This window comes from Lacticaseibacillus nasuensis JCM 17158, from assembly GCF_001434705.1.
In the GTDB taxonomy this organism is placed as follows: Bacteria; Bacillota; Bacilli; order Lactobacillales; family Lactobacillaceae; genus Lacticaseibacillus; species Lacticaseibacillus nasuensis.
On the sequence record NZ_AZDJ01000016.1, the window covers coordinates 89,316 to 102,139 of the forward strand.

At 58.9% G+C, this 12,824-nt stretch carries 10 protein-coding genes; 9 read left to right on the forward strand and 1 reads right to left on the reverse strand.

Annotated elements, in window-relative coordinates; genetic code table 11:
• Nucleotides 1-5: 5 nt before the first annotated feature.
• Genes FD02_RS04785 through FD02_RS04800 form a run of 4 tightly spaced genes read left to right on the forward strand, consistent with a single transcriptional unit; the run spans nucleotide 6 to nucleotide 2,754 of the window.
• Nucleotides 6-878 (forward strand): PTS system mannose/fructose/sorbose family transporter subunit IID, encoded by an 873-nt coding sequence (locus FD02_RS04785; protein WP_056950899.1) that lies wholly within the window; start codon nucleotides 6-8, stop codon nucleotides 876-878.
• A 15-nt stretch (nucleotides 879-893) separates the two neighbouring features.
• Entirely contained in the window at nucleotides 894-1,397 is a 504-nt protein-coding gene (locus FD02_RS04790; RefSeq protein WP_054723160.1) for a PTS sugar transporter subunit IIB, read from the forward strand.
• A gap of 18 nt (nucleotides 1,398-1,415) precedes the next feature.
• Nucleotides 1,416-2,309, forward strand: coding sequence for a hypothetical protein (locus tag FD02_RS04795; protein ID WP_054723159.1), 894 nt, complete (start codon nucleotides 1,416-1,418; stop codon nucleotides 2,307-2,309).
• A 4-nt stretch (nucleotides 2,310-2,313) separates the two neighbouring features.
• Nucleotides 2,314-2,754: a PTS sugar transporter subunit IIA gene (locus FD02_RS04800; protein WP_054723158.1), complete on the forward strand. Its 441-nt coding sequence runs from the start codon at nucleotides 2,314-2,316 to the stop codon at nucleotides 2,752-2,754.
• Between the two features lie 229 nt (nucleotides 2,755-2,983).
• On the opposite strand, the gene gnd is transcribed toward FD02_RS04800, so the two are convergent.
• The gene (gene gnd, locus FD02_RS04805) at nucleotides 2,984-3,880 is read right to left on the reverse strand and encodes a phosphogluconate dehydrogenase (NAD(+)-dependent, decarboxylating) (RefSeq protein ID WP_054723157.1); all 897 of its coding nucleotides are present in this window, start codon (nucleotides 3,878-3,880) and stop codon (nucleotides 2,984-2,986) included.
• A gap of 138 nt (nucleotides 3,881-4,018) precedes the next feature.
• On the opposite strand from gnd, the gene FD02_RS04810 reads away from it, so the two are divergent.
• The 5 genes from FD02_RS04810 (at nucleotide 4,019) to FD02_RS04830 (ending at nucleotide 12,452) form a co-directional block, all read left to right on the forward strand.
• Nucleotides 4,019-4,861, forward strand: coding sequence for a MurR/RpiR family transcriptional regulator (locus FD02_RS04810; RefSeq protein WP_056950901.1), 843 nt, complete (start codon nucleotides 4,019-4,021; stop codon nucleotides 4,859-4,861).
• Nucleotides 4,862-5,078: 217 nt separating this feature from the next.
• Nucleotides 5,079-8,417 (forward strand): MSCRAMM family protein, encoded by a 3,339-nt coding sequence (locus FD02_RS04815; RefSeq protein ID WP_056950902.1) that lies wholly within the window; start codon nucleotides 5,079-5,081, stop codon nucleotides 8,415-8,417.
• A 1-nt stretch (nucleotide 8,418) separates the two neighbouring features.
• Complete coding sequence (locus FD02_RS04820; protein WP_054723474.1) at nucleotides 8,419-9,699, forward strand: pilin N-terminal domain-containing protein; 1,281 nt, start codon at nucleotides 8,419-8,421, stop codon at nucleotides 9,697-9,699.
• Nucleotides 9,700-9,762: 63 nt separating this feature from the next.
• Nucleotides 9,763-11,436: a SpaH/EbpB family LPXTG-anchored major pilin gene (locus FD02_RS04825; RefSeq protein ID WP_056950904.1), complete on the forward strand. Its 1,674-nt coding sequence runs from the start codon at nucleotides 9,763-9,765 to the stop codon at nucleotides 11,434-11,436.
• Between the two features lie 185 nt (nucleotides 11,437-11,621).
• Entirely contained in the window at nucleotides 11,622-12,452 is an 831-nt protein-coding gene (locus tag FD02_RS04830; RefSeq protein WP_056950905.1) for a class C sortase, read from the forward strand.
• Nucleotides 12,453-12,824: the final 372 nt, after the last annotated feature.

The window sequence follows — 12,824 nt, forward strand, 5'->3', positions numbered from 1 at the left end:
CGATCATGGAAGAAACCACGACGAATCAGTACCCTAAGGCTGGGACTGCGGCACCGGAGCAACTGACCAACCGCGATGTCAGCAAGGCCTACCTGCGCTGGCACTTCGCCAACGAAATTCCCCATTCCTTTGAACGTTACCTGGCGGCGGCCTTGCTGTATGGCATGATGCCGGTGCTGAAAAAACTTTACAAGGATCCGGATCGCCTGCGCGCCGCCTACCAGCGCCAGCTGTTGTTCTTCAACACCCAGCTGACTTGGGGCGGCGGGATCATCACGGGCTTGATGTCCTCGATGGAATCCGAACGCGCCAAGGAAGAATACGAGCACCAACCGATTTCGATGACCGACGACTTGATGTACAACACCAAGGCCGGGCTGATGGGCGCGTTAGCCGGCATTGGGGATGCTATCGACTCCGGGACCATTCAATACATTTTCATCGCCATTGCCTTACCATGGGCCCAACAAGGCTCCGCGTTAGGCGCCTTGTTCCCGTTCATCTGCTTTGCCACTTACCAAGCGGCGATTGGCCTGTTCTTTGCCCGCCAAGGCTTCAAGATGGGCCGCAACGCCACTAGCCTGATGGCCAGCTCCGGCGTCCAAAACGCCATCGAAATGTTGAGTATCCTCGGGATGTTCATGATGGGGATCATCGCCGGTTCGTACGTCACGGTGAACTCGAGTCTGAAGTTCACCATTTCCGGCAAGAAATTCGTCGTTCAAGACATTCTCGACCAAGTGCTGCCAGGCATTTTGCCACTGGCTACCGTCATGGGCGTGTACCTGTACTTCGTGAAGAAGGGCTTGAAGGTCACCCGGGCGCTGTTGTGGCTAACCTTGATTCTGGTCGTCTTGGCTGCTGTGAAGATTTTATAAAAGGAGGGATCACCTATGGGCGTTGTTAATCTGGCCCGAGTTGACCAGCGGCTGATTCACGGCCAGGTCATGCTCACCTTGTCCAAGCGTGCCGGGGTCAATTCGTTGTTCGTCGTGGACGACGCGGTGGCGCAAGACAAGTTTATGAAGAATCTGTACAAAAGCGCCGGCGCCCGCACCGGGCAGAAAACCATCGTGATGACGGAGGAGAAGTGCAAGTATTACTGGGACGAGTTCAAGTTCAAGGAATACAGCTGTATTCTCATCACCAAGACGATCCGCACCATTTATGACTTGGTGACCTATGGCATCCCGATGCAGGAGCTGAACATTGGCGGCATCGCCCAACAGGCGCCCACCGATATCATGGCCAACAAGGCGGTGTACCTGAACCTGGCCGACGCGAAGTTGCTCAAGGACCTCAACGAGAATCACGGGGTCAGCGACATATACTTCCAGTCGACCCCGGCCGCCCCGAAAACGGAACTGAAAAGTGTGTTAGCCAAGTTCGAGTTGTAATCCAGTGGAGGTAGAGGCATGGAACAAGTGGCACCGCAAGGCTTGATGGATTGGTACATTCGCTATACCACCGTCTTTCGCAAGCGCAATACGCATAAGCAAAAGGGACTGTTCCTGAAGAGTCTCGAAGCGGACATCCGCGGGTTTCGCAGCGACGTGGCCGTGGACGACTTCAAGTTGCACGAAAAAGACCCCTACGTGTACCGCAACTTGTACGTCGGGGACATGCACCGGGCCAACACGGTGATTTGCACGTATTACGACACGCCGACAACCGTTTGGCGGCCGTATCGCTACTTTGACGTGGCGCAACATGCCAAAACTGCCACCGCCTGGATTGCCTTGAGCAGCTTCATTTACATCGCGCTGGGCTTTGCCTTTACCGCCTTGGTCGGGATTCCCGTGTTGAGCCACGGCCCGCTGTTGGCACTGTGGCCAATCGTGACCATCCTCGCCTACATCCCGTACTTTCTGATTATGGGCCAGGTGACGCGCGGCTGGCCGACGCGCCACACGCTGGTTCAAAATACCTCCAGCGTGCTGGCGTTGCTCGACGCCGCTCAGCACCAGACCCATCCTAGCGTGGCCTTCGCCTTCCTCGACGGCGGGGCGGCCAACGAAGCGGGCTTAGCGCGCCTGTTGCGCCGGAAAAAAGGCGAGGCAACGGTGTACACCGTGGAAAATATCGGGGCCGCCGGTGAACTGTACGCCGTGGGCGCCAACGAACGTCGCGTGGCGCGGGCCCAAGGCTTCACCCCGGTAAACCAGGCAGGTGACCCGCGCGTGGTGCACCTGATCAGCGCCACGCGCAGTGACCAAGGCTTCGAGTTGACCCCGGCCGCGTTGAAAGCCCGGCAGTTGAACGACGCCAACATGGAAGTGCTGGCGACCTTTGTAGAAAGTTTGAGGTGACAAGATGTTAGGATTCGTCGTAGCCACCCACGGCAGCATGAGCGACGGCATCATCGATGCGGCCAAGCTCATCGTCGGGGAGGTCCAAAATACCGCGACGGTGAACCTCGTCCTCGGTGATGATATCGAGGCGCTAAACGAACAAATCAGTACCGCCATCACCACCGTTGACCAAGGTGAAGGGGTGATTGTGTTCGTCGATTTATTCGGCGCCAGCCCCTATAACCAGTCGACCATTGCCATCAACGCCTTGCCGGAGTCGCAGCGCGACCGCGTGGCGTTGATCACCGGCGTGAACCTGCCGATGTTTATCGAGGCCATCAACCAACAGCTGATCGGCGCCGACCTCGACACCGCCGTCGACAACGCGCTGGAGCAAGGCGGCGAAGGGGTCACCTTGTGGGCCAACGAGCCGCCGAGCGAAGACGAGGAAGACGATTTTTAGGTCACCACAGGGACTGTGACGAAAGCCACAGTCCCTTTTTGCGTACCCGAATATTCCAGTGATGTTACGTGCCAAAAGGCCGGCATCGAGCTGATAGCTACACCAGCCACTTGGTCCAAAGTGCGGACCCAGCGTCTGGTTAGGCTATCCGTCGATGCCAACCCGCCTTTTGTCACTGCCCCTTGTTTTGCCCACAAAAATGGCGGCAGCTTGCGCTGCCGCCGAGGGATTATTGTTTCACCATTTCATGCCCGCCAAACCCATTCCGCAGCGCCGACACCACCTTGCCGGTCATCGTGTCGGTTTGCTCGGAGCGGTAGCGCATCATCAGCGCCGAGCTGATCACCGGCGTCGGCACGTGCAGGCGAATCGCCTCTTCCACCGTCCAGGCGCCTTCGCCGGAGGAGTTCATCACGCCCTTGATGGCAGAGAGCTCTGGGTCTTGTTCAAAGGCCGCCTGCGCCAGTTCCATGAGCCAGCTGCGGATGACGGAGCCGTGGTCCCACATCTTGGCCACCGCGGCGTTGTCGTAGGTGTAGTCGCTGTGGCTCAAGACGTCGAAGCCTTCGCCGATGGCCTGCATCATGCCGTATTCGATGCCGTTATGCACCATCTTGAGGTAGTGGCCGGAGCCGGGCTTGCCGGTAAACAGGTAGCCGTCCGGTTGGGCCACGGCTTGAAACAGCGGCTCGATGGTCGGCCAGGTCGCCGCGTCGCCGCCAATCATGAAGTTGCCGTCGTGCCGCGCGCCGCTTTGCCCGCCGGAGGTGCCGCAATCAAAGAAGTGGATGCCAGCCTCGGCCAGCGCCGCGTGGCGGTTTACGGAGTCGCGGTAATAGGAGTTGCCGCCGTCGATCACGATGTCGCCGGCGCTAAGTAACTGGCCCAGCGTCTCTAGCGTCGCTTGGGTCGGCTTGCCCGCCGGCACCATCACCCAGACGATTTTCGGGCTTGGTAACGCGGCGACTAACGCCGGCAGGTCGGCGGCCGCGCTGGCCCCATAGGTCGTGGCCTCGGTGCGCGCGTCAGCGTTCAGGTCGTTAGCCACGACGTCTATGTCGTGGTCGCGCAGGTTTTGCAGCAGGTTCATGCCCATTTTGCCCAGGCCAATCAAGCCGATTTTCATGTGATCATCCTCCGTGATGTAAAAAGTTTTCGTCTACAAGATGATTATATGAAAATATTTGACGTTTGTCCACCGTTTGCGTGTAAATTTTTTACATGGTAGACTGACGGCAACAAGCATCAGGGAGGACAGGCAGTCATGGATAATTTCGCCGCGCGGTTACAGATGAATCGGGAGCGCTTGAGCGTCAAGGAGTTGCAGCTGGCGGCATTCCTCCAGGCCCACCAGCAGCGCGCCAGCAGCTTGACGATCTCGGCACTAAGCACCGCCGCCGGGGTGTCGACCGCCACCGTGTCGCGGTTTGCCAAGAATCTCGGTTACGTCAACTACGCGGGCTTGCGGGTGGCGCTGGGCCAGGCGCCGGTGAACGGGGCCAGCCTGTTTGAGGAAATCGACCCCGGCGAATCGCCGCTGGCCATGGCGGATAAGGTGTTCGCCGCCAACATCAACGCCTTACAGGCCACGGTGAACTCGCTAGACGCCACCAGTTTGGCCACGGCGGTGGACCTGTTGCTCGGCGCGCGGTTCATCGACTTGTACGGCCTTGGCGGTAGCAACATCGTCGCCTTAGACGGGTACCACAAGTTTCTGCGCACGCCGCTAGAGGTGCGCTACGCCGCGGACTACCACATGCAGTTGATGGCCGCCACACGCTTGACCAAGCGCGACGTGGCCGTGTTGATCTCCCACACCGGGGAGGACAAGGACGCCTTGGCGCTGGCGCAGATTTGCCACGACCGCGGCGCCAAGCTCATCGTCATCACGGGCAGCGCCCATTCCGCCTTGGCCAAGCTCGCCAACGTCTTGCTGGTCAGTGTTGCGGAGGAAACGGCTTACCGCTCCGAGGCCTTGCACGCGATGATTGCCCAAATCACGCTGGTCGACATGTTATTCACGCTGACCTCGGTGCGCACCGGCCAACAAGGCGCGAAGGTGCTGGCGGCGATGCGCGACACCATCGGCCAAACGCGGCAACGCTAAGCTTTCTCATCATTTTGGAGCACAGAAACGCCGGTTTAACTGTAAACCGGCGTCTTTTTTTGTCAAAAAATTAGAGAACATTCGATATGTTTCCTTCCTCACAAGCCACCATGATAATCTGACAATGTAGGCAAATATTATCGATTTTATTAGCCTAAGGGAGGCGATAGGCCAAGCGTAACTCAGCAACGGCACCAGTTTTGAAGGGAGAAAGCCCATGACACGACGCATCATGCACGGACTGATGATTCTCGTGCTACTATTCACACAATTTCAAGCGCTGGTTGGCATTCGCCCGGCCAGCGCGGCCACCACCCCTGTCGTTGCCAGCTTGAAGGTGCTCGATCAACCCGGCCTCACCGCCACGTTGACCGGTCGTGAAACCGACGCCGGCATCGACTGGACGCTCAGCTACACGAAAACCGCCACCGGCACGCCGCGGGCGCTGAAGGTGAAGGCGACGGTGCCGGACCAGGCCGCGCCGCTAACGCCGAGCACGGCCCCGGGGTTTGCCCCAGTGGCGGCCACGGCCGATGCCGGCTGGTGGATCGAAGCCGAATTCGGCGACACCAGCGGCGGTGAGCTCAAATACCGGACCGCCAAGACGGCGCGAAGCTTGCAAGTGACGGTGCAGGTGAACACCCAGGCGGAAGCCGGCGAACAAGTCGACACCTTGCCGGCGGCGTTAGCGGGTCCGCACACGTTGACGCTGCCGACGCCGGCACCAGAGCCGGCGCCGACGGAGTCCAAGGCGCCCGCGCCGACAACGGCGCCAAAGCCGGCGCAACAAGCGAAGGCTGCCCTGGCGCTTAACCCCGGCGAGACCAAACGCTGGTCCAACACCGGGGACACCACGGATGAGTTTAAGACGGTTAAGTACGATGTCGATCCTGCCACCGGGGCGCAGACCCTGACGATTGGCTTGTTGTTCCGCGGGGCCGACACCCATAAGGCCGAGATCACCCTGCCGCGTGAGTGGCAACTCCAGACCATTAGCGGGGCATCGGGCGTCTCCGGTGAAACCGACGCCAACGGGGTGACTCGGGTTTCCTTCGAGGACTGGTGGGCCGCTCCGAAGCTCACCTTTAGCACAACGAAGCCCGCCGACGGGACGGCGCCGGTGATTGGCGAGATTGAAAGTGACCGACAAACCGTTGCGTTAGACCTCCTACTGGAATCCGGCGTCTCTAGAATCACCAAGCCGGAAATGGCTGCGCCGGTCAAGGGTTACGATCTCTTGCTGACCCAAGACGCGCGCGCCGAGCTGAAGACGGAGGTCGTGAAACTAAACGGTGAGGCGTGGCCAGCCACCGCCAACATCCAGTTGGCGGAGAAAGGCGCCACCCCGCGGGCCAGTTATAGCTCCGAGGCAATCATGAAAAGCAGCACCTCGACGTTTTACGTGGAAGGCTCGAGCTCTCGGGCGGTGATTTTTCCAAATGTGGCCACCGCCAGTGATTCGCGCCTCATCATCGACTACGACTGGGTGGGTTACATCAAGGACGCCGCTGGTAACGCCATTCCGATTGGCGCCTACGTAGAAGTCGACCAGTTCAAGTACCGCGATGCCGACTGGCGGAATGGGGGGAGCCCCAACCCGAAGATGGGGTTTGACGTTTCCAACAACTTCTATTCGGGGATGACCTTGGCCAACATTCGGAGTTTCGACTGGGACGTGACCTTCTACGTCGTCGACAATGGCGTCAAGCGCGCCGTCGACTTTGTTCAACCCGACGACGATGAAGCCGCGGTGAGTGACCGGCCGCTGTTGACGTTTACGTCACTGAACCCCGGCGAATTCGTGAAGTCCCATGCCGATGCCTACGCTCATTACAAACCCGGGTCGGTGGCCAAACTCGGCTTCGGGCCGGACAACACCCCGGTGCTGTCCAATCCAGCCCAGTTCAACGGCATCAAGGACTCGACCAACCCTGAAATCAGCGACGTCTACACCGCCGTGGCGTTCGGGTACTGGCCAAACATCACGGGCCTGCCGAGTGTGGCGGGGCTGGGTGCCGACAAGTGGCACGACTGGCTGGGGTCGAGTACCTTCGGCCGCGGCGCCGTCAGTTTCAACCTGACGGGGACAAGCTTCAAGTATACCCGCGGGACCTACGCGGAGGCTGGCACGACCTGGCTGGCCAACGCCAGTGGCGCCAACCGCTTCGATATTCCTACCAGCGTGGTGACCAACAAGTCTGTCACAGCCAACCCGAATGCCGGCGGCGGCGACAAAACGGTCGTCGATCGGGCCAAAGCCAGCGACCAGGACCCAATGACGTTTACCCCCAACGAATTAGACGGCGAAAACATCAACGACTTTTACGATGGGGCCAAGCCGCTGTACTACTACATCAACCAGGAGTTGTATAGCCTGACTTCGCAGGTGATCATGCGGCCGAACCAGATTGAAATCAGCGACCTATTGCCGGCCGGCATTGACCTGAAGAACGGCAAAAACTCGGTCACGTTGTTTAACGCCCGCAAGGCGCTCAACGGTGGGCAGGACATCATTTCGGTGCCGGCTGGCCAGATCACGCTCCGCGAAGAAGCTGGGCGCACCCGCGTCATCGTGAAGTTGCTGCCGCAGCAAATCGATGAGCTGCGGTTTGAAGGGGGCTTCATGAGCCTGCGTCTGGACGTCAAGCTCACTGAGCGCCCAAGCGACTGGCCGAACCGCCTGACCATGAACAACCGGGCGACGGTGAAGATGTGGGACGTCGACAACGAGGTCGGTTATGACCGGCAAACCAACAACGTCAGCACTTGGATTCAAGAAACCACAGTCCCTGGCGTCGACGTGGCCTTCACCAAAACCGATGCCTTCGGGGTGGACTTGACCGGCGCCCAGTTCACGCTGACCGCCGGGCAAAGCTCGGTGAATTCGGTGGCGGATGGTAGCCAGATCCAATTCAAGGGCGTGACGCCAGGTGAGTACACGCTGGCGGAAACGCACGCCCCGAATGGCTATGTCCTGCCAGAAGCAGGGATCAAGGTGACGGTGACGGCAGACAGCAAAATCGTCTGGCCGGCAGACTACGCCACGCCAGGCGAGGTCGCCAACACGTTGAAACCGTTCAGTATCCGCCTGCGCAAAACCGGCGACGGCAAAGACCTTGGTGGCGCCAAGTTGCGCCTAGAGGGGCTCGATCATGACTTTGCCGCCACTGGCGTGACCAGTGCCGACGACGGGATTACCCGCTTTGACGGCAAGACGCTCCGCCCAGGGCGCTACCGCCTCACTGAACTCGAGGCCCCTAATGGCTTTAAGCTGATGGCGGGGCCGTTGACCTTCACCATCAACAACCGCGGGGAACTGGTCGACCTCGATTACTCGGCGACGGGATTGAAGGCCGACCAAATCACCGTGACGACGCGGCTGATGGCAAATGACACGATGAACCAACTGAACATCGTCTTGGACAACAACAAGGACGATTTCGGTCTGCCAAGTACCGGCGGCTCCGGCTACTGGTGGCAACTGGCCATCGCCATGACGTTGATGTTGACGGCACTAGGGTATTGGTTTTACCGCTACGGCAAGGAGGTGGCCTAACATGAAACGATTCCTACTCGCGTTACTCGCCGGGCTGCTGACTGCCGTGGCGCTGGCCGCCCCGCGGCCAAGCCAGGCCAGCGGCGACGACGCGAATGTGGTGTTGCACAAGCGCATCTACCGCGACGCTCGGCTGTCGCAGCGGCCGGATTTCGATTGGGCCTACGAGTCGGGCACCGAGCTGACGCTTGACGACGACTCGTTTGGCCTGAATGGCGCGCATTTCCGGATTTACGACGCCACGGCGTTGCTGGCCCCGGATGATGTCGACGCGGCGGTATTGGCCGAGCGGTTTGCCCAAATGTCTTGCCGCCAGGCCATCGCCTATGCCGAAGATCACGACTTGCCGCTGGCCGGGCACAACCCGGATGGCAGCAGTGGTGAACTGGTGACCCAAACGGTGGCCAAGGCCGACGGGACGACGGAAGACGGCTATGCCAGCTTCACCGTGCCCAAGCAAGTCGGCGGGCGCTGGGCGGCGTACCTCATCATCGAAACCAAGGTCGACGCCGACAAGTTATTAAACATCGACCTCGATAAGAAGGCCGTGCCGATCCTTCTGGTGTTTCCCACGGTGGAAAACGAGACGGAGCTGGATGAGGTGCACATTTATCCCAAGAACGTCGGCTACGTCCGCGACCCGTACTTCTTTAAGTATGGCGTGACCACCAGCGGCGAGCAGGTGCGCTTAGCCGGCGCCATCTTCGCCTTGTATCAATACGACGACGCCGGGCGCAAGATGTACCTCGACCAGTCGCCGGTGAACGATTTGAAGAACAGCTGGGTCTATACCGATGACCCGCTGAACCACCCAAAAGTCGAATTGTTCATCGCCGACAAAAACGGCCTGGTCAACACCGGGCCACGGTTCCTGCCTTCCGGGATTTACTACTTCGAGGAGCTGAAAAGCGTCCCGGGGTACACCAACAATCTCGGCGAGCACGGCGTGAAAGTCGAGATACCAGACAGTTGGACCGATGACGACGGCAACTTCCGGCCGGTGTTGGTCAACGGCGAGCCGCTGATCGAAACGCTGGAAGGGGATGTCACCGCAGAGGCCCTCGCCTTGGGTCGCCCGCGCGTGTACAACTACCAACAAGCCACCACCACGCCGACCAAACCAAAACCCGGCGTGACCACCGCCGGCCCCGGCTCGCCTGGCAAACCCGGTCTGCTTCCGGGGCTTGGCGAGGCCAGCACGTGGCTGGCCATGGGCATCGGGTTACTCCTGATGCTCACCACTTATTGGCTGCTGCGACGCAAGGAGCGCCAGCGCGCCTGATGATTTTGCCCGAAATGACACCCAACCCGCCGGGACGACCCGGCGCCACTCAAGGAGGACAACATGAAAGCAATCACTCTCACGACCACCACCCGCGCCTTGCTTGCCGGTATGATGACCTGCAGCCTGGCCCTCACCGCAATCACGGCCACCCAGCACGCCGCCCAGCCGGTGCGCGCCGAAAACGTCAGCCAAACGCGCGACACGACTAGCGTGACGCTACACAAGCTTGGCGTGAAAAACGCGCTTCAGATTGAAAACAATGGGCAAGTGCTGTCGGATGCTGAATTGCCAGCCGGGGCAGAGAAGCTGGACGGGGCGAAATTCCAAGCCTATGACGTCACCGAATTATTCTGGAACGTTAAGAATTCGGCTGATTGGCAGAACAAGACCAACAAGGAAACCATGACGTACATCAGTGAAAACTGGTCACAGGTGCGCACCGAATACTCGGATGACTTTGAGGCAGTGGGTGACGCGAAAACAACGGCCAATGGCGGTCAAGCGACCTGGTCGGAGCTGGCCACCAAGAAGGATGACGTGTATCGCATCTACCTGTTTGAAGAAGTGGCAGGCGTCAAGGATTACATGAAGGCCTTGCCAGTGGTGATGGGGTTACCATCTGAAAACGGCGTGGTGCGTGAAGCCTACCACTTCTACCCAAAGAACGTTGGGATGCAAAAGGACCTGTTGGATGATCAAGGCAATCCGCTACCGGACGCCAACAACGATGGCAATATCGTTTACGACTTTGAGGTGGGCCAAGCGTTCACCTACCGGACTACGCTGACGCTGCCGGCTAACTTGGATGCCATGGTGGGCGACAAGTATGAACACGATGTGATGAGCTTTAAGGATATCATGTCTGAAAAAGGCACGGATTTTGTTGCCGACAGCTTGACGATTAAGGACGGCGGCACCGACGTCACGGCCGCCTTCGAGAATGTTTGGCGGAATTATCAAGACTCCAATGGCAACAATTGGGGCAATCAAAACGCCGGCTTTAGCTTCGAGATTGCGCTGAATGACCCGGCGCTGTCCGCAACGGATCGTCAGAACCTGTTGGCGTTGAAGGGCAAAACGCTGACCTTCGAGTACCAAATGCGCATTAATGGGGATGCGAAGCCAACCCAAGACATCGGTAACACGTTCACTTATGGGAATAAGCCGGTTGGGTCTGACCAGTGGACCTATATTGATGACGACGCGCCGGAAATTGAAACTGGCGGGATGAAGATTCTGAAGAAGTCTTCGCAAGGCGCCCAAGCACCGCTCTCCGGCGCGCAATTCAAGCTGTCGCGGCAAAAGGGCGACCTGACGGAATACGCCCAGTTGTGGTGGCGTGATGCGACAGGTAAGCTGACGCAAGACAACCCGGATCCGGCTGGTCAGTATCAACCGGATGATATCCAATGGGTGACCGAAGCCGAAGCCACGACGTTGGTTTCAGGTGAAGGCGACATCCTTGGTCAAATCAATATCGGCGGCTTGGAAGGCGATGACTACAAGCTCAAGGAAGTGAAGGCCCCACTTGGCTACCATATTATCAACGTGGAAAATCCGATTACCGTGGCTGAGGGGGAAGTTGGTACCGTCGAGTTGGCGACCAATGACATCTTCAACACGCCGGATTCTGGCTTCCTGCCGGTCACTGGGAGTACAGGCATCCTGGCCTTCCTGATCGTCGGCGGATTGGCCATGGGCAGCGCCGTGTACTACAAGAAGCGCCGCGCGTAAGCGTCCGGTTCGCAGCTTAATCGGGCTCACGACCCCGGTTCGCACCTTAATTGGGCTCACGGCCCCAAGGACCTGCGCACAAGACCACCTAGCACTCGAAAGGCATAGCCCGCCTTTCAAGCACTAGGTGGCGCTTGTGTTTCGGTCCTTAAGCGGGGCCGTTCGCACCTTGTTGGAGGGATCTGATGGCTAAACGTAAATCTGCTCGGCGTTGGGGCGATGTGATTGTGGTGCTGGTGTTTTTCGTTGGGCTGGCGATTTTCGCCTATCCCTTCGTGGCCAATGCCATCAACGACATCTCCACCAGCTTGCGCGCACGCCAAGACAAGCAGCTGGCGGAGGCTAACGTCAAGCGAGAAGCAGCGGCGCAAAAGCGCAGAAATAAGGAGCTGGCGGAACAAGGGTTGATGCCCAACGCCGACGCCTTGCGCGAACGCAGTGCCACCAGCAAAAGCGCGGCATATCGCGCCAAGCACTTGATTGGCACGGTCAACATGCCAAGTATCCGCAGCGAGACGTTGCTGTACGATGTCACCAACGAGGCGTTACTGCAATCCGGCGCCACCGTGTTGCCCGGAACGAGCTACCCCTCCGGTGGCAAGGGCAACCACACCGTGATCTCAGCGCATAGCGGGATTCCGGGCAAGCAGCTGTTTTCCCGCCTTGAGCGGCTCAAGCGCGGGGATGTGTTTGTCCTCACGGTCGGCAAGCAGAAGCTGGCGTACAAGGTATTTCGCCGGCAAACGGTGAAGCCGCAGCGCACCGACGTGTTACGTGCCGAACCCGGGCGAGACCTGGCGACGTTGATGACGTGCACCCCCATCGGCGTCAACTCGCATCGTTTTCTCGTCACGGGCTACCGCGTGCCGTACACGGAGCGAATTGCCAAGCAGGTGCAGTCGGCCAATCGCCACCGCCACTGGTGGCAACTCGCCTTGATTGGCGCCGCTGTGTTGGCTGTTCTGGGCTGCGGCTGGTTCGTCATTCGGGCCATTCGCCGCCATCGTCAAGCGTAACCTGTACCCCGTGCTCCGGCGCGGGGTATTTCTGTGGGCGCGCATGGTGATCGGGCGTGCGCGTCCTACACTTATATAAAGCGCTCAGCGAGAAAAAGTGTTAAAAGCGCTCGGGAAATGCCGGTATGACTTGTTTTCATAGCACAGCAAAAATCGCCATTTTCAAAAAAATCTTACGGCACATGGATCGATTCAGCAGGAAAATGGTGTGAGTTTGTCGTGCACAATTCTTCAACAAAAGTATTCGCCAGAATTTACTTTTTCGGTCGAGCGGGTTGCCTCACTCGCTTAATTTTCCCCGCAATCGTCAAAAATGCGGTGTTGATATACCGGGCTTTGTGGGCTGTTTTTGACACTTTTCTGAGCTGAGCG

What these genes read in the sequence shown, in the direction of transcription:
- FD02_RS04830 (WP_056950905.1), top strand. Translation starts at nt 11,622, where the DNA reads ATGGCTAAACGTAAATCTGCTCGGCGTTGGGGCGATGTGATTGTGGTG.
- FD02_RS04795 (WP_054723159.1), top strand. Translation starts at nt 1,416, where the DNA reads ATGGAACAAGTGGCACCGCAAGGCTTGATGGATTGGTACATTCGCTAT.
- FD02_RS04790 (WP_054723160.1), top strand. Translation starts at nt 894, where the DNA reads ATGGGCGTTGTTAATCTGGCCCGAGTTGACCAGCGGCTGATTCACGGC.
- FD02_RS04785 (WP_056950899.1), top strand. Translation starts at nt 6, where the DNA reads ATGGAAGAAACCACGACGAATCAGTACCCTAAGGCTGGGACTGCGGCA.
- FD02_RS04820 (WP_054723474.1), top strand. Translation starts at nt 8,419, where the DNA reads ATGAAACGATTCCTACTCGCGTTACTCGCCGGGCTGCTGACTGCCGTG.
- FD02_RS04810 (WP_056950901.1), top strand. Translation starts at nt 4,019, where the DNA reads ATGGATAATTTCGCCGCGCGGTTACAGATGAATCGGGAGCGCTTGAGC.
- gnd (WP_054723157.1), bottom strand. Translation starts at nt 3,880, where the DNA reads ATGAAAATCGGCTTGATTGGCCTGGGCAAAATGGGCATGAACCTGCTG.
- FD02_RS04815 (WP_056950902.1), top strand. Translation starts at nt 5,079, where the DNA reads ATGACACGACGCATCATGCACGGACTGATGATTCTCGTGCTACTATTC.
- FD02_RS04825 (WP_056950904.1), top strand. Translation starts at nt 9,763, where the DNA reads ATGAAAGCAATCACTCTCACGACCACCACCCGCGCCTTGCTTGCCGGT.
- FD02_RS04800 (WP_054723158.1), top strand. Translation starts at nt 2,314, where the DNA reads ATGTTAGGATTCGTCGTAGCCACCCACGGCAGCATGAGCGACGGCATC.